General features: G+C 64.6%; 16 protein-coding genes. 9 read left to right on the forward strand and 7 right to left on the reverse strand.

Translation table 11 applies throughout. The features are described 5' to 3' along the window. The first annotated feature begins 224 nt into the window (after positions 1-224). Positions 225-554 carry an Lsr2 family protein gene (locus H9I49_RS16165; protein WP_188031426.1) on the forward strand — a complete coding sequence of 110 codons (330 nt, stop codon included), beginning with the start codon at positions 225-227 and terminating at the stop codon, positions 552-554. A gap of 181 nt (positions 555-735) precedes the next feature. After that, a complete protein-coding gene (locus H9I49_RS16170) occupies positions 736-1,557 on the forward strand; it encodes a nuclease-related domain-containing protein (RefSeq protein ID WP_370587606.1) in 822 nt (273 codons plus the stop codon). Between the two features lie 767 nt (positions 1,558-2,324). Here H9I49_RS16170 and H9I49_RS16175 read toward each other — a convergent pair. The 3 genes from H9I49_RS16175 to H9I49_RS16185 all read right to left on the reverse strand — a co-directional run bounded on the left by H9I49_RS16175 (position 2,325) and on the right by H9I49_RS16185 (position 3,513). After that, positions 2,325-2,498: a hypothetical protein gene (locus tag H9I49_RS16175; RefSeq protein WP_188031427.1), complete on the reverse strand. Its 174-nt coding sequence runs from the start codon at positions 2,496-2,498 to the stop codon at positions 2,325-2,327. 224 nt (positions 2,499-2,722) lie between these two features. Further along, the gene (locus tag H9I49_RS16180; protein WP_188031428.1) at positions 2,723-3,076 is read right to left on the reverse strand and encodes a DUF559 domain-containing protein; all 354 of its coding nucleotides are present in this window, start codon (positions 3,074-3,076) and stop codon (positions 2,723-2,725) included. Then, positions 3,049-3,513, reverse strand: a complete 465-nt coding sequence (locus H9I49_RS16185; RefSeq protein WP_188031429.1) for a hypothetical protein — start codon at positions 3,511-3,513, stop codon at positions 3,049-3,051. Before H9I49_RS16185 ends, H9I49_RS16180 begins: the two co-directional genes overlap by 28 nt. Positions 3,514-3,626: 113 nt before the next feature. Between H9I49_RS16185 and H9I49_RS16190 the strand changes: the two genes are divergently transcribed. Further along, positions 3,627-4,511 carry a hypothetical protein gene (locus tag H9I49_RS16190; protein ID WP_188031430.1) on the forward strand — a complete coding sequence of 295 codons (885 nt, stop codon included), beginning with the start codon at positions 3,627-3,629 and terminating at the stop codon, positions 4,509-4,511. A 449-nt stretch (positions 4,512-4,960) separates the two neighbouring features. Then, positions 4,961-5,644 carry a hypothetical protein gene (locus tag H9I49_RS16195; RefSeq protein WP_223128805.1) on the forward strand — a complete coding sequence of 228 codons (684 nt, stop codon included), beginning with the start codon at positions 4,961-4,963 and terminating at the stop codon, positions 5,642-5,644. A gap of 467 nt (positions 5,645-6,111) precedes the next feature. Here the strand turns inward: H9I49_RS16195 and H9I49_RS16200 are convergent, their stop codons facing one another. Next, positions 6,112-6,402 (reverse strand): hypothetical protein, encoded by a 291-nt coding sequence (locus tag H9I49_RS16200; protein WP_188031431.1) that lies wholly within the window; start codon positions 6,400-6,402, stop codon positions 6,112-6,114. 1,488 nt (positions 6,403-7,890) lie between these two features. On the opposite strand from H9I49_RS16200, the gene H9I49_RS16205 reads away from it, so the two are divergent. From H9I49_RS16205 to H9I49_RS16215, 3 genes are all read left to right on the forward strand, one after another. Continuing rightward, the gene (locus tag H9I49_RS16205) at positions 7,891-8,646 is read left to right on the forward strand and encodes a hypothetical protein (protein ID WP_188031432.1); all 756 of its coding nucleotides are present in this window, start codon (positions 7,891-7,893) and stop codon (positions 8,644-8,646) included. A gap of 262 nt (positions 8,647-8,908) precedes the next feature. After that, a complete protein-coding gene (locus tag H9I49_RS16210) occupies positions 8,909-9,292 on the forward strand; it encodes a hypothetical protein (protein ID WP_188031433.1) in 384 nt (127 codons plus the stop codon). Positions 9,293-9,364: 72 nt separating this feature from the next. Then, positions 9,365-9,835: a hypothetical protein gene (locus tag H9I49_RS16215; RefSeq protein ID WP_188031434.1), complete on the forward strand. Its 471-nt coding sequence runs from the start codon at positions 9,365-9,367 to the stop codon at positions 9,833-9,835. A gap of 350 nt (positions 9,836-10,185) precedes the next feature. Here the strand turns inward: H9I49_RS16215 and H9I49_RS16220 are convergent, their stop codons facing one another. Continuing rightward, on the reverse strand, positions 10,186-10,875 hold the full coding sequence (locus H9I49_RS16220) for an alpha/beta fold hydrolase (RefSeq protein WP_188031435.1): 690 nt from the start codon (positions 10,873-10,875) through the stop codon (positions 10,186-10,188). A 667-nt stretch (positions 10,876-11,542) separates the two neighbouring features. On the opposite strand from H9I49_RS16220, the gene H9I49_RS16225 reads away from it, so the two are divergent. Further along, positions 11,543-12,133 carry a hypothetical protein gene (locus H9I49_RS16225; protein WP_188031436.1) on the forward strand — a complete coding sequence of 197 codons (591 nt, stop codon included), beginning with the start codon at positions 11,543-11,545 and terminating at the stop codon, positions 12,131-12,133. A gap of 1,007 nt (positions 12,134-13,140) precedes the next feature. Here H9I49_RS16225 and H9I49_RS23490 read toward each other — a convergent pair. Then, positions 13,141-13,383 (reverse strand): hypothetical protein, encoded by a 243-nt coding sequence (locus H9I49_RS23490; protein ID WP_223128806.1) that lies wholly within the window; start codon positions 13,381-13,383, stop codon positions 13,141-13,143. 100 nt (positions 13,384-13,483) lie between these two features. On the opposite strand from H9I49_RS23490, the gene H9I49_RS16230 reads away from it, so the two are divergent. Then, entirely contained in the window at positions 13,484-13,630 is a 147-nt protein-coding gene (locus H9I49_RS16230) for a hypothetical protein (protein WP_188031437.1), read from the forward strand. 1,844 nt (positions 13,631-15,474) lie between these two features. On the opposite strand, the gene H9I49_RS16235 is transcribed toward H9I49_RS16230, so the two are convergent. Further along, positions 15,475-16,389 (reverse strand): hypothetical protein, encoded by a 915-nt coding sequence (locus H9I49_RS16235; RefSeq protein ID WP_188031438.1) that lies wholly within the window; start codon positions 16,387-16,389, stop codon positions 15,475-15,477. Positions 16,390-16,576 lie beyond the last annotated feature (187 nt).

A 16,576-nucleotide genomic window follows, 5' to 3' on the forward strand; every position in this document is an offset into this window, starting at 1 on the left:
GGACGAGCCCAATACGCCTTCGCTACGAACTTCGCCCTCAGGCGGTCAGTCAAGGAGATGGGCGGCGGCCTGGGGCGCTGCGAAGATGACCGAGCCGTCCTGGCTTGGCGGGAAAAGGCCCTGTTCGGACCGTGCCGGTGTCTGTGCAGCGAAGTAGCGGGCTTCAGTTTGGGTGTGATTCGATACTGCCGCAGGGATTTATCGAGCAATAGGAGAGCCCGGGCATGGCACAGCGGATCCAAACGATTCTGGACGACGACATCGACGGTGGCCCCGCCGACTCCACGATCCAGTTCAGTTATCAGGGTACCGAGTACGAGATCGACCTCTCCAAGAAGAACGAGGCGAAGTTGATCAAGGCGCTCGAGCCCTTCACGAGCAAGGCTCGCAAGACCGGTGCTCGCCGTCGTTCCTCGGCCAAGGTGTCCGTCGGAAAGACCGATAAGAATCAGCTCCAGGTAATTCGCGAGTGGGCCCGGGCCAATGGCCACAAGGTCTCGGACCGCGGCCGGATTAGCCAGGAAGTGCAGGACGCGTACAACGCCTCTCGTTGAGATGCGAAGCGAGAGGCCGCCCGTCCCCGTGGGGTGGGCGGCCTCTGTGGCGGACGGGGGCGGCGAGTCCGATCGCTCATCCCCGGGCGACGCACTGCAAGTCCGTCGCCCGCGCACACGGGGCGGTATGCCACTTCCCGAACCGCCTTCACGCAGGATCGTCCGCCCGTACGGTGTGCGGGTGGACGGAGCACCGGTTGAGAAGCTGATGCGCTTGCGCTACGCCGGCACCTGCCGGGTCTGTGGGCTCGCACTGCCTGCCAAAACCGAGGCGATCTACGACCGGGGCACGAAGACCGTCCGATGCGTGACCCACGACGTGCAACCTTGTGACGAGCCGTCTGTCGCGGAAGTCATTGAGGGCGGCATAGCGGGAGCGTCAGCCCGTCGAGAGTTCGAGCGCCGCACGGCGAAGCGCGAGGAGCGCATCCGCACCAAGCACCCGAAGCTCGGCGGCTTGATCCTCGCGGTCACCGACGAGCAACAGTCCACCAACGCGTGGGACATCGGTGCGCGTGGCGAGGAGATGCTCGGCAGCGGGCTCAACCAGCTCGCCTCCGAGACGCTCCGGCTGTTGCATGACCGGCGGATCCCCGCAAGCAGGGCAAACATCGACCACCTGGCCGTGACTCCCACCGGCGTCTACGTCATCGACGCCAAGAAGTACAAAGGCCGTCCCCACCTCAAGATCGAAGGCGGACTCTTTCGGCCACGCGTCGAACGCTTGCTCGTCGGAACCCGGGACTGCACCAAGCTCGTGGACCGCGTACTCAAGCAGGTCGACCTCGTGCGCGGCCTGCTCCATGACGACGCCCCCGTCCACGGTGTGCTCTGTTTCGTGGACGCCGACTGGCCCCTGATCGGCGGGGCATTCACCACTCGCGGGGTGCAGGCCCTGTGGCCTAGGAAACTCTATCCGAAGCTCCAGGCAGACGGTCCATTCGACGTCGAAGTCCTCACCGATATCCACCGGAAACTCGCCCACGCGCTACCGGCGGCCTGACAGCAAGACAGCCAATAGGCGGCGATATGACGCGCCCCTGCCCCTCTAGGCATCTGTCGTCACGCGTGCTTCGGATCAGGGCGGGTCCGGCTCTGGGTGGTCGGACGTGAACGTCTCAGCGGCGTTCTCGTTGACGAGGCTTTGGTCTAGGAGCCAACCGACGGCGCGGCGCTGTGCCGCACGTCACGCAGGGCGTGCCAAGAGGAGATCAGTTCGGGGAGTCCCTCATAGAGCTCGTTCTTGAACCGACGAAAGGCTCCTCGCCCGCGAAGCGCGGAGGCCAGATGTCCTCGGGCCGCCGCGTCGCTGATGCACTCGGCGAAGTCGGCCAAGTCCTGGTACCAGACGTACGACGGGATTGGGTCGATGGGTATGAGGTCCAGCTCGTCGATCTCGACGGGGGTTCTCGCCGTCGATGCCTGTGTCGCTGGTCCAGAACACCACCTCGCCCGTTCGCGGAGCAGCCATCGGTGGTCGTAGTCCGTCTGATCCGCGAGCGCAGTTGCGATCTCGTCGAGGTCGATGCCCCCAGGTCAAGCATCCCCTCACGTCATAGACCGACCCGGAGGTCCTGAAAGGCCGTGGGCATCGCATTCCAGCTGCCGGCCGGTTCGCGGCGGAATCTGGCGCGGGTCTTTGGGACCGTGCGACCGATCGGAGGGCAGCTGCACGAGCGAAGGTCACTGCGTCAAGTGCGACGGGTCAGCCGCAATGGGCATAAATCTCAGGGTCGCCTCCACAGTGGAGGCGACCCTGAGCCGCTGCACTCAGCCTGACACTGCGGTTGAAGCGACGCCCACGAGGAACGTGCTAAGGACAAACGCAGTGGCGGGGAAAACGCCACTCCTAAACTTGTTAATGACCATACGCATCATCTCCTTTGCGGTGTGTGCCCCTCCGAGAGGCGAGAGCGCAGGAACGAGGTAGAGGATCGTTGCCATGAAAAGAAGTGTCAGGACCCGGCACGCCGGGCTCAACGCAGCGGATATCCACTATGCCCTAAGAGTCTGAGCGTGTCACGCTCTCACGAAGGCCTGCGCCTTCAGCAGGACCGCAAGCGGTGTCTCGCGGACGGTCCGGTCGTCGTGCCACTCGTCCCTCGACATATGTCTACTATCTGTCTGAGACTGTCGATGTTGTTCGTGATCTGGCTGGACAGCATGTCTTATCGACCTTGCTTTCCCAGACGGTAGAGAAATGCCTTGACGAATCGGGCGAGTTCCTCGGCGTTGTCGACGTCGGCGACGTCGAGCCGGTCCACCTCAACGACCCCGCAGTGCTTGAGTATGCGGTCTCGGGAGGCGTCCTCGGATGCCTTGCCTCGGTGGTGCTGCCCGTCGACCTCGATGACCCCCGCGACACCTTTGTAGATGACCACGAAGTCAGGCTCGAACCGGTTGCCGACAACCTTGGCAGAGGGCAACGGCAGGATAGTCAGGTTGTCCGTCTCGGGTCGCTCGCGCTGTTCGGCCAGCAGGGCTTTGTAGACCGTCACCTCGGCCGCGCTGCGAAAGTGCATGCCGTCGACGAGGAACTCGGCCTTGTGCGGGCCGAGGGTGCCTTGATTGCGGGGCCCGGCGTCGAGGCTGCGCCGGGCGCTTCGCGCCAATCCGCGGGCGGCAACGGAGCTGCGTAGCGGACCTCCGTGACGTAGGAGTTCTCGGCCCTGAGCGCATGGCTTAGTGCCGCGTGGACCGCCTCTCGCATATCGAGGGTGAGACGGTCGGAGACATAGGCAGGTGCCTGTATCGAGGCTTCGTACAGGTCATCGCCATCGCCCAACGTGCTGCCAATGGGAAACACGGTGTCGATGTAGGTCATGTGCGCGAGCCGGCAGTCGAGTAGCAGCGCGGCTGGCTCAACATGCCCTCTGTCGATGAGGGTTTGCACGGTTCCACCGAGCAGGCGGTCGTAGTGCGCTGCCGTCTCGCCCGTCTCGTCGTCGTCATCGAACATGCCCCGAGGCTAAGGCCCCGAGCAGGCCGGTCAGCTGAGGCGACGCCGTGCTCCTCCGGCGCGCCTGCGCAAAGAGCGCAGGGTCGAGTGTGCCGCGTGCGTATCCTGCGCTGGTGGTGACCGAGGTCGATTTGAGCGACTCTTACGAGCGGTTGCGTTGGGTGCGCTCGCTTGCGGCGAGAGTCCGGACTCTCAGTGAGCAGGTCAGCGCCGACGTCCGGCGCGCCGGCCTGCAATGCGACGAGGTCGTCGCCAATGATCGACGTCACGTGCGGTTCCGGCTCCCACCCGTGGAGGTTCCCTCAGAACTGGGCTTCCTCGTGGCCGACCTCTGCGTTAACGCCCGGTCATGCCTCGACATGGCGACGGAAGAGGTTGTGGCCTCCCGGGCGCCGAAATGGCGTCGTCCTCAGTTTCCCATCGGCGGGCTCGACAATGCCGAGAGGGACGGGTATTACAAGGCGGCTCGGAAGCACCTACCCGCCCCCTACTTTCAGGTCATCGCCGAGGCGCAGCCCTACACCCACGAGCCGCTGATGTTTCACCAGAACCTCACGGCGGTGCTCATCCACAAGTTGAGCAATGCCAACAAGCACCGCAACATCACGCCTGTGGTGCACGCCAAGATGGGCAACGGCTTGAACTCGCCCGATCCCCGGCTTGCGGGGCTCATCGAGTACGGGGGTGGTCCCTGGCCGACGTCACCGCGCGACGACATGACGGTGATGACATTGAGCGTGCCGGCCGGCGAGGCCGACCTCGACAAGCTCGTTGCCCTCGAGCCCACCACGTCGCACGCGCTCACCATCATTCTTGATACGCGAGAGGGCATGTATCCGTGGCGGGAGGTGCCGTGGATGCCCATTCGGCTCGACCCGCTGGTGAGCAAGGTGCCGCTGTATGTGCAAATGGTGCTCGACAACTTCCGGACGGCCGACCGATGGGCGACTCGTGGCGAGACCTACCCCTTGCGACTCGCGACCTACGGCGACGTGTAAGCCGTCGAGCCCGGCTGCTCAGTGGAGGAGCATGCGGCAGCGGCCCGGCCGAGTGCGCGAGCCGCAGTCTCCGTATGCGCTCGATCCATCGCCCACGACGGTGTCGGCGGGTGTTGCATGGATGCAGCGCTATCGCCAAGGATGAGAAGCTCACCGCCCGTGGTCAGCGCGTCACCGAACGATGCCATCAGCGCTCACTGCGGCAGGGGCCTCGCCGTATCGTTCAGCTCTGCGAACCGGCGTGCGCGGCCCAACAGCTAGTCAAGAGGTGGCGATATCTTCTGGCGGGCAGCCGCGGCGCTATGACGCAGGCCCGCGGCTGACTGCGTTCCCGCGTCTCAGCGCGAGCCGGGAGCGCCATGATGGCCTGAGCTGATGCGAGTTCGGCTTCGTGCGACGTCAAGGTCCACACAGATCAAGGGGACCTACCGGCGTGTCAACATGGGGGTGTGGATCTGATTGCGGGTGCGGTATCCCTCGGGCAAGGCATGAAAGCTCTTTCCCTCGAGCGACCCGTCTTTCACAGCGAAGCGGACTTCCAGTTCTCATTCGCGCAAGCGGTCAAGGCCTTGGAACCTGATGTGCAGTGCCGCCTGGAGAGGCCAATTCTCAACAGCTCTACTGGTAGGACTGAGTACCTCGATCTCCTGTGCAGTGGGGCGGAGGGCGAAACCGCAATCGAGTTCAAGTACTTCACACGTCGCTGGCATGGCGTGGTCGGAAACGAGACGTTCCAGCTACGTGAGCACGCAGCCATTGACCTTCTGCGCCTTCACTTTGTACATGACGTCGCTCGACTCGAGGGATTCGGGTTCCCGCGCTCCGGGCTCGCGGTCCTACTGACCAACGAGCCGGGTCTTTGGGCGCAATCGGCCAGGAATACCCGCGACCGCGATTTCCATCTCTACGAGGGTCGCGAGTTGAGTGGAACCCTCCTCTGGGCTGAGGGCGCCTATACGCCCAACACGCGAGAGCTCCGAGGCGCTTATGCACTCAAATGGCAGGACTACGCAACCTTGGACGAACAGCGTGGCGGTCGTCTTCGCTATCTCGCCCTAGAGGTATTGCCGGCTTCATCACCTGAGCCGCCGGACCGAGTCGAGCCGGCACCGGGCGCGGCGCGCCAGGGATAAGTGGATGGTCGAGTAACCACGGCAGTGGGCGCCCACGCCCGGCTTGCGGCGGTGAGAACCGCAATCAACCGATGACGCCTGCGCACCAAGTGCCCCTTTGCCGGCTGGCCACAAGTGAAGGATCTGGTCCATGAGCAACGCTGGCCTGCTTCCTGTTTCGAGTGAGGTCGCGCTGAACACGTGAGTTACCCCCGACGGTCGTCGGCTCAGCGAAGGTCGCGACGGCGATGGCAAGGCTGGTCTCGGCAGCTGCGCCAGTCTCGATCGCGGGTTCGCCCTGTTGGGCGGCATCGAGCAGGCAATCGCCATGATGCGCGGCGCCCAGTCGACCGGGGCGCAGGAAACGGCAAGTCGACGGACGGCGACGCCCGTCTGGGAGGGGACTGAGCTTCGCGGCTCGCGGTTTGACGCCTGTCCTAACCGGACCTCCGACCGCGACCGTCCGGGCAGCTACCGATCACGCCGACTCAGTCTTGAGGCGGATCCAATGGAGGCTTTCCTCGGAAGATGCCGAACGCGGACAAAATGGCCAGGACTATTCCGACCGGTATGACGTAATAGTCGACCACGTCAGACGGGTTGTCCTCGAAGAGATAGATAACCATGAACGCGCCTCCAAGCACGAAAGCCGCCACTTCGAAGATGTGCGTTTCCGATTCTGGCCTATGAAAAACTTTGTCACGCAGGATCATCATGGTGACGGACCACGCGACACCCATGAGGCACGTGTTCAGGATCCAAGGGACAGCGGGGTTCACAGCCACCACCTCCGGCCGAGCATCCCAATGCTCAGACAGCAGGAGGGCATCGAGAGCTGAGTTCGAGGCCCTGATGTACTGCTCCGAGTGCCGTGCGGTTCAGCCGCAGATCTAGCCGCGAGTTCGTCCACGATCTACTTCAGCACGCCCTAAGCGTTGGCGTACCTAAAACACTCCAGTTCTGGCCCGTGGGTTGTTTCGGTCTCGCCCGCAGACCAGCGTGACCGCTCATCGGCTACGTGGGTGAAGCCGTGCGCGCCGACAAGCGGCGGAGTGACGCACGCCGATCGGTTGCCCGGGGACTCGAGTGCGACTGTTGCCAGACTTCCTGTCAGCCGACTAGCGGCGGAGTGACGCACCACGACTGGGCATCCATGGAGGCTGGCCACCGACTGAGCATTGTCGGTAGCCTTCTGATGTCAGACGGAGACAGACACGCTCCGAAAGGGGCCGAGCGGCTTGAGCCGCGAACCCATCGTGCCGGGCTGGATATGAGCCAGCTGAGCATGCGCCCTTAGGAACGGTCGCTGTGCTCGACTGCTCGAAGAAATCCTATCCAAGCCAGTGGGCCGCGGAGCGCGCGCTACAGGCAATACAGGAGTCCTGCCGGTCAGACAATCGGAAGCCTCCGACTGGGTCCTACTGGTGTAGCCCATGTAAGGCGTGGCACCTGACCTCAAAGTCGAGGAGTCGCACTCCCAGCTGGCTCAGACAGCGCAGGTCGCCTGGGCTCGTGGGAAAGACAATGGAAGCGGAATGAAGAGGCGCGCCTCAGTCCCTCGAAGTCGCTCCGTCAACTGCAACCGAAACCGCCTCGAAGCACTGTCACCGGTCAATGGCATCTTCTGCGTATGGGCTGGATCGACGTTATTGAAGCCGTGCCGAAGGTGCTCCCGCGCCCCTGGAAGAGCGCAGTGGGGCTGGTCCTCGGAGTGGCCTTCATGCTGTTTCCGAGCGCGGCGAGAGACCTAGTGTCCTGGTATGTTCAAGAAAGGACGCAGCAGATTCTGGAACTGCTGCTACCCCTCCTCCAGCAGTCCTCGCATGCCTAGTGAGCGGTTACCCAGGCCCCTGCTGATGATGAGTGCGGGAGGCACTGGTTTGAGTCATCGCTATCCCCCTCAGCGGCGTTGGGCAGCCGGCTCGCGGCGCTAGGACGCATGTCCAGGTCGTTCCGATGCCACCGAGATTCTCGCCCCTTTGGGGGCCGGAGTTGGCTCGAAGGGCCATTGCGCTGCGATCGGACGCTGCCTCGGTGGGCCGGTACTCAGCCCTGGGGTCCCCCGCTTCGAATGCAGTGTCCGCGGCAAGACTGCTCCTATCGCGAAGGCATCTCAGGAGCGGCTACTGGACCGCGGGGCGTCCGGCCATCGATCGACCATCGCCTGCGAAACGAACTGCAGCGCGAAGTGCTCCGAAGCGCATTCTGCTCATAGCAGGTCGTCGCGTGCGCCATGATGCACTCAAGCCAGTTAGGAGGCTCCCCCCATGGTCAAGGGATTTCGGGCACTGGTAGTCGCCGGGATGTTTGGCGCCCTTCAATTGATGACTCCTCAAACTGCCCTCGCTGCGGCTTGCTCCGCCGCGAACCCTGCGAAGCTTACGTTTGAGTCGGCATCCGGCGGCGTCTCCGAGTCCCGCATAAAACTCACACACGGCGAACAGTCACCGCAGAAGCAGACCTATCAGTTCAAGGTGGCCGGTTGCGATGCTGGTGGTCTAGAGGTCATCGACGCGGAGGTGCGGGGCCTGAGGGATGCGTCGGCAGTCGGTGTCGTGTTGGTGGCCAAGTCAGCGGATGTCGTCAGCCTGGAACTTGACTTCAAGAACACGTCGCTGGAACCGGGCGCATACCAGTTGACAGCGGTCTCCAAGTCGGCGGCTGCACCGCTGGTGTACCCAATCAACATCGATGTTCGCGATCCCTCCCTCCTATGGCCAATCCTGAGTTTCTTGATCGCAGGCATCGGCGGGGCGACGATCCTCGCCCTGCGTGCGGTAAAGGCCTCAACGTCCGGTGCCAAGCTCTTGAAGTACTTCGGTCCCGGCAAGAACCAGTTGGTTCTGGCTACGGGTGTCATCGCCATGCTGGCGCTGATGGGATCTATGTGGTGGCTCAACGAAGAATGGTTCGGTAGCCGAGGTCAAGTTTGGGGACTCATTGGGGCCTTGTTCGGTGCCATGGTCACAGCGACGACAACGGCCACGGCCGCCAGCGGCGCGGGCGCCAAGGTCGACGAATAGGGGTCGCGCGCCAGACGCGGGAGGGGACCGTCGACCGGCTGGGCTGGCGCGGAGGCCGCTCGTAGCCATTCGGTCGGCCGATGAGGGCCGGTAAGACATCGACAGTCGGCCGGTGCAATCCTCTGGGTAGCCCCCAGGAGGCCACCCTGGGTGGGCGCCGCGCTGGCGCTTCGGACTGGAATGTCGGTTGGAAATTTGTTGGCCAGCGGAGACCGGCACGTCGCTGCGCCTGCCAGACACTCGAGTAGGGACACTGGCCGGCGTGATGTTCTCTGATTCGTTCTTCGAGGTGGCTGCCCAACTCATCCCAGTCCTCTTCTTGGCGATGGTCGTCGAGGAGCGGTTCCAGCCGGATGCCGAAGAGACGGCCCGAGACCGGGTTACGCGCTCCTGGCTCCTCGCCCTACTCGTGGTTGGAGAAGTGCTGGCCTTGTCAGTCGTCGCCGGCGGCCTGGCGCCGTCCAAGGGGGTCGGTTCAATCGTGGCAAGCGCGATGCTCTTTGCTGCCTTCCTACTGGCTCTGCCGGTCCTGAGCCGCGAACTGCAGGATGAACGGACCCATGTGGAACGGCTCGGTCACGCTTTGGCTGGCTTGCTCGTGCTTGGCGCGATCGTCGGGACGCTTATCGCCGTGCAATTGAGTTGAATGCATCGCGGCGAAATCATGCGGGCTGGTTGGGCGAGGCTCTCAGCTATGCGCCATGGGAGGCTGGGTGTCGTGGAGAATGAGTTCGCCGACCAGCTCAGAGGGCTCGAGGACGGTCCTGCGCACGCCTTTGGCGATTGGCCCGCCACACACTTTCCGGTTGGGCCGTCTGGTGTCTACACCGTCTGGAACGGCGACTTGTTCCTCTACGTCGGCATGGCTTGGGCCCACCGCGATGAAGAGAACCCTCGTGCGACGGGCGTCTTTGGTCGGTTGAAGTCTCACGCCAGTGGCCGCCGGTCAGGGGATCAGTTCGCCGTCTATGTTTGCGACAGGTTCGTGATCCCAACCTTGACCTCTGCGGACATGAGCGCCCTCGCACGCGGTGAGCGAATCCTTGACTCTCGCACCCGTCAGTACGTCGCGGACCATCTGAGTTACCGCGTCGTGGTCACCGACAGCGGTCCGTTCGCGCGAAAACTGGAGGCACTTGTCCGCCAGGAGGGACTACCTCGAGCGGGCCGACCGCTGATCAATCCGTGAGTTCGTGGTTCTGAATACCGATGCGCTCATGTGCGGCGGATTGACGCAGGTCAAGGGAGCGCAATCCCATGGTCAAGCTTTGGGCGCGCGGTCTGTGTTTGGTGAAGCGAGAACGGCGGGGGGCCTTGCGAGTCGGGCTGCCTTCAGGCGCGGGAACCGCGTCTACGAACACCGGTCAGAGTGCGCACGCGGCGATGAGGTCCAGTCGATGAAAATGCTCAGCCGGGCCGGACACCGCCGGAGGCCTAGGCCGGCTTGCCCTTCTGACGCGGATCGCATGGGGTCGCACGGGGTCTCAGTCGGGCTGCCAGATCGTCGCTCGATGCCGAGACGTGATGACTGTCTGTTCGTCAGAGGCCATCCATGAGGACGTCGGCTAGTGCAGCGGGTCGGGCGAGGAACGGAGAATGTCCCCCCGGCAGGTCGATCGGTTCGACACCCAGACGGTCACGGGCGACCCGTCTGGACCACCTGGGGTTGACGACCCGATCCTCGGCACAGACGATCGACATAGTCTCGACCTGCGGCCACGCGTCGAAGTCGGCGACCTCACGCCACATAGAGCGTTGGAACCTCAATCTCGCGATGGAAGCGTCGGCAACTTGGGGTGGACAGTCGTGATAGAGCACGCGCCGAGCACCCGCGTCCGTGAAGCGGAACCGGCCCTCCGAGTCGAACTCGAGATCTGAATCATGCAGAGGCAGGTCGCGATCGGCGTCCTGGGTGGCCAGCGACTCCAGACTCGTTCCAGGTGCGCCCACCACTCCGGCAAGCATGATCATCCTGCGTGTCGGCACCCGGTGAGCCACCAACGGCGCGAGGAGCGCGCCCAGCGAATGACCCACGACCACCACGTCACCGACGGCATCCGGCAAGGCTGCGATGGCGGCGTCGGTGGACTCGCTCAAGCCGGCGTTGAGGCTTTGGCACGGAAGGTCAGGCGCGGTCGTCGGGTGCCCTTGGGCGTCCAAGATGGAAGCCACCGCGTCCCAACACCAACCGCCGTGGCAAGCGCCATGGAGCAGCAGAAAGTGCACCATGACCGCGACGATACATCCGGGCTCGACGCTCACGTACGCGTGAGGACGTGTCGCGGTCGTGATCGCAGGCCGACGTTCACCACTCTGAGGTGGATCTGGGACTAGCGCGGGGCCCGTATCCACGCCGCACGGATGATCTCTTCGAGGTTCAAGTTCACGGTGTGATTCTGCGCCAACGGGGCTGGGACGTCACACAGTCGTGACCGGCGGATAGACGCGGTGGACGGGCGGCACGCCACCGATGGTCGCAGGGCGCGCGGCGCCCGCGCGGAGCGCGCCACGACCGCGCGCTCCCGGGTCTGAAGCTGCTCGGCAGAGCACCGCGCCGTGCTTCCCATTTCGCGGACTGGCGGATGTCGGGCAGCTAGGTTTGTTCGCCATGAACAGGGGAGTGGATATGCGTCATCTCGGGGCCGTGCTCGGTGTCATTGCCGTGCTGGCGGTTTCCGCCTGTGGAGGGGGAAGCGGAGGAGCAGCGCCGTCGGCGCTTGTGACCTCCGCGACTCCGGCACCGGCCACGTCATCGGACCTTGGGAACTTCCCCAGCCCAGACCCATCCGACCTCGCGATCAGGCAGCAGCCGACGGACCCACCTCCAGTCTCGATTGCGTACACAAGTCTGATCTGCGGCAACTTGGACACAGGCATCGACTACAAAGTCCACCAAGTGCCACTTCGCGCTGACGGCACCCCCGACTACTCCGCGCTGTGGCCGCTGAAACTCAACTGCGACAACGGGATGGGGGACATGGAGGTCAGTGAGGCCGTGCCGGTCATAACGCCTGTTCAGAGGGACGCGGCCGCCGCAGGTATGCGCGCCAGCGCCGGTGACCCTTCCGAGGCGCTCTACTCGGTGTACAAGGGCTGCGGCGCCAATGACCCCAACGACTACTACGTCACGGCTTCGGACTACAGCGAGGGGCAGGTCCTCGAGCTTAAGTCGTGGCTGACGCTATGCCCCAAGCATCCACAGGCCGCGAAGTGGCGTGCCGGCATCGCGGCCTCCGCGCAGGTGCTCGAGGAGCAGTCCAACGGGACCCGGTTCGGCGCAGGAACGTTCCTGGTCGGCAAGGAGATCAAGCCCGGCACCTACTTCGTAACCAACGTCGACGGCTGCTACTGGGAGCAGCAGAACCGCAACGGCGAAACCATCGACAACGATTTCATCAATCAAGCGCGACGGGTCCAGGTCCGCATCCGCTCGACCGACTATGCGTTCAGCAGCGAGCGCTGCGGCGAATGGAGCCGCGTGAAGTAGCACCGGCCCGGGGCGGGCGGGCGTCGCACTTCAGTCGCTTTGGTGTCTCACCATGGCACACAACCACATGCGATCCGAGGCGCGTCCCGCCGCTCGCGGCCCCAGTCCGCACGGAAGCCTTCGTGCTCCAGGACCGCGTTGGCCACCGATTGACAACAAAGGGGAGCCGGTAAGACGCGCCTCGTCGGGCAAGGCTCGAACGAGTGGATCGCGGAATGGGCGGTCGGAGCTTCCATCTCAGATGTCTTCAGCGGAGGGGAAGTCGGTGACCTCTCGAGTGGGCCGTCTGCCCTTCAGGCGGGCCTCATGTATTCGAGTGGGTGGTGCATCGTCACGCCGAGGGACCGCCGATTGGGGCCGTCGGGATCAAGCTCAAGACTTGACGTGACAACGATGCCGTCGACCCCGGTCTGTGTGAGTCGTGAGGGACCGGTGGTCAGTGCGACCGCGTCCCTAACGACGTCTTCTAGTGCCTCCATCTTTCGTCATCGTCGTAGACGAAGTCAGGGCCTACGTGCTGTCCGGCGAATGACAGGAAGTAGACCTCGCCGCCCGCCGTGACCTCGATGCTCGCGACGCGCTCAGGCCACGCTTTGGTATGCAGTTGGAACTCAAGGGGTTGCCCGGGCGCCCCGGCTGTCACGATCGTCCACGAGCTGTGCGGATCCCGTGCCATCAGTCCGGGGATGAGGGCCGTGAGCTCCGGGGTGTCCACGTGTGCAAATCAACCACCAGCGTTCATGCCCGCTGGTGAACGAAACCCCCGTTCCAGTTGCGGCAAATGAGGGCATGTGTTCGGCGGATGTCGCTATGGCCAAGGGCGATGTGACCATCTCGTTCTCAAGCGATGAGGTATTGATTATGTTCGATCTGTTTCACCGCTGGGAGGACCAGGACCGACTCAGCGCTCCAGGACACAAACTGAGCAGGCGGCGCTGTGGAACTTTTCGGCGCTGCTGGCACCCTGACCCCCGCAGCACCGCGCCATTCCCAGAGCGAGCCGGAGCTCACTTTGTCCGCTTGCTTCGGCTCGTTGGGGGAGCCTGGGACTGCAGCCGCCTACGCGCCAACTCCTCGGTTGCTGCGGCCAGTCCGTCGCGCACACCCGCCCGGAACAACTCCTTGCGGCAGCGGGCTACCGTCGCGATCACGACTCCGGCCGGCACGCGCTCGGACCACTCCGCCACGAGGATCTCGGTCCTGGCCCGCAACTCCTGGTACTGCTGTCCCATCCGGACGGTCTCGGACACGGCCACCTCTTCCCCGCACTATCACCAGCACCGCCCCTACCGTTCCGCTCAAGCAGTATCGCTTGAGCGGTGGCACCGTGGTGGTCCCGGATTGGGCCGCGTGACCGAGACGAGGGCCACCACGCCCGACCTGCTGCGCTACCTCGCCGACTCGGTCGACTGGCTCGTCCACCGGCAGGAAGCCGTCCCGCATGCGAAGAGCTCGAGGCGATCGCCCGCCTCGTCGGGACCACCGTCGACACCCTAGACCCCGGCGCGTACGCCGGCTCCCTGCGACGTGTGCGGCCTCGACAGGTACGCCAAGCCCGGCGCCACCATCGTCAAGTGCCGACGCTGCAACCTCGACCATGACATCGCATCCCGCCAGACGCAGCTGATCGAAGAGGCGAAAGGCCGGCTCGCAACAGCCACCGACTGCGCGTGCCCGTGACCGGCATCGGCAGACCCGATACCCCTTACGGATCCGCAAATGGGCAGCCGGTGGCGAGCTCCGGGCAGCCGGCCGCGACGGCTGATCAGGCGACGTCCTCGACGTCCTCGACGTCCTCGAACCCGCCACGAGGAAGTCGCTGAAGCGCAGCGGACCCCAGGACCCGATCTGTCACGCTGAACCGCAGTGGGGCCAACTGTCCCCAGAACCAGACCGCGGCTACCAGACCACCGGTCTTGGTCGCGTCGGGCAGCCGTTTCGAGATCCCCGTTCGAGGCGGGCCGTACCCATGCCCCCACCGCGAGCAACCGCGTCCGAGGACGACAGCCCGCGGGCAATGCGGGGCGAGTATGCCAAGGCGCGAGTTGCGGGCACTTGCTCGGGTGAGTGCAACCCCAGCCTCGTCGCTGGGCAGCGCCGAGCACAAACAGCGCAGACACCGCGGGCGCGGTCCGTCATAGCGCGGCCGGCGAAGACCTCGAGTGCGACGCAGGCGTCACCCGGCAACGGCTCGAGGTCCGGCCGCCGGCACACCTCTAGCAGTCTCAGCCCGTCGTGGTTCGTGGACGACTGCCAACGTCCGACTCGAAGAGCACGCGCTTAACGGCCAGGAGCAGCACGCAGCAACACCGGGCCTGCCACGTTCTGCTACGGGCGGTGGTGCTGCCGGCGCACCCTCCGCGTCGGCAGCACCATTTCCCGCACCCGAACGGGACCCCGAACCGACCCCCCGATTCCCCCCGGCTAAGGCAGCACCCACGATGGCACGCGCCCACGGCGTTGGCTACCGAATCGCGAACATTTCTCGATCGACGGTCGCAAGCGAGGGCTTGGGCGCCAGTTCCGCCAGCGCCCGAGACCCTGATGTCGGCACCGCAGGGGACGAACCGATATCGCCCTGATGCTCGCACCCGCCCCGCTCGCGTGGCCGCTTAGGCGTGTCGGTTGTCGCGCATCCCGGTGGTGTGCGATTCTTCGCACGCGTGTCCGCCGGGTCCCCCTGTTCTGGCGGGCACGCACGCGCGACGGCCTCCCCCGACCAGAGCGCGAGGCGCCAGTCCGCCCCACCCCCAACCGGGCGGGCCGGCGCCACCTAGACGATTACGCCTCGCAGCAACACCTGGCCCGCGACGTTCTAGTCAGGAAGCGGCAAGCGCGGGCCCGCCCTCTGCCACCTCGGCGTGACTTGTCGGAGCTAGACTCGCTGGTGGTGCGCGCCATTGAGCTGACACCCTGATGAGGGCGGCTGCCACCGAAAGTCTGTGCAAATGCGCGAACGGCTCGCGCAGATTGGCGACACTGTCGAACATCCGGTCCACGCCCCCGCGTCGGACGGGCCGTCTTTGCTCCAGTATTCGGCCATCGCGTTGCTGACGGTTGGCACTGTGCCTGGCGGCGCGAAAAGGCCCACCCAAGTAGCGCGTGCTAGACCCTGCAAATTCACACAGGTCGCAGGGACCACCTATCGCCGAGAGGCGGCGGAGTGACGCAGGTGGTCAAGGCGCCCATCGCGGGATGACCACACGTCAAGTGCTGCGCGCCGCAAGGCTCGCCCCTGATCAGCCGTGCGATCAAGTAAGTGATCGCGATCGTGCAGGACGCGCTCCACACGGATGCTTCCCGAAATGCGACAGCCCACGAGCGAGGGCGTGTCAGCCTGCCTAGCCGTCGCCCTCAAGGAACGGAATCACCGCTGACACGCGCGCCGCCGCCTCCGTCGTCGGCCGATCATCACCGGGTACACGGTCGACGTCAACCGTCTCTTGACCCTGAGCAACCCGACTTTCCAACAGTTGAGTCGCCCACGGCGGTCTTGTTGGCTGGACGAGGTCGTTCAACGTCCTACCGCCCGCGTCGATGGCAAGGCCGTGCTCCGCAGTGTGCAGGAGGTGTTCGAGCTGAAAGTGAAAGTCATAGATGAGGGCTAGGGACGCCGGCTTGGCAAGCATTGAGGCTTGGTCAAGACACAAGCTAATCCCCGCTGGGGTCCTGTCCGGTCCTACGCAGTAGGGGCTGCTGGCCCAAACGCCGAGCTGCGTCCGTTCGACTGACGGGCACGCTCCGAAGGCCGCACAGGCGTAGTCGGCGAAGATCGCGGGTGGGGCCACAGCGACGAACGGCGGGGCGAGATCGTTGTAGAGCAACATGCCGGGAACCCGACCGTGACCAGTCGCCCAACTAATCAGCTTGTGGTTCTGCTGGGGAGACCAGCTGGAGTAGGTCCCTGACGATTTCAACGCTTTCGCTTGAAGCAGCAGGTCGAGCCAAAGATCGGGGCTCACTTCGATCGCGACCTCTAGATCGGCTCCGCTGGGAACGATCACTTGCTGCCCGTTCTTGGACAGCCCGCCCTCCAAAGTCCGGGTGTGCTGAACCGCTAGGACCCCGACCTTCTGCCCGTAGTAGCCGAGATGGCGAAGCAGGTTGCTGGTCGTCGTCTCCTCATGCTCCGTTGCCGGTGTCACCAGTAAGCTGGAATGCCGCTCCAGCACGTACTGCCGGGTCAGCATCGTTTCCAGCAACGCCTGGTAAGAGACGTTCCACAGCAATTCCTCCGTGCTCCCCGCGATCCCCACGGCACGACGCTAGACGAGCGCCCTCGTCGGCGCCCAGACGCTAGGGCAACTACCCGTGAGATTTGAGATGGGATCGATCAACGACTGGCGCCTCGTGTCCGGCATGACCGTGCATTCAGCGTGACGCCGGATCGCGGCGGGAGACACATGCCCTGGCGGGGACGCGCCTGCAGTTGACGCGGCCCGA

Origin of the sequence: Terrabacter sp. MAHUQ-38 (genome assembly GCF_014518425.1) — a bacterium.
Classification (GTDB): Bacteria; Actinomycetota; Actinomycetes; order Actinomycetales; family Dermatophilaceae; genus Terrabacter.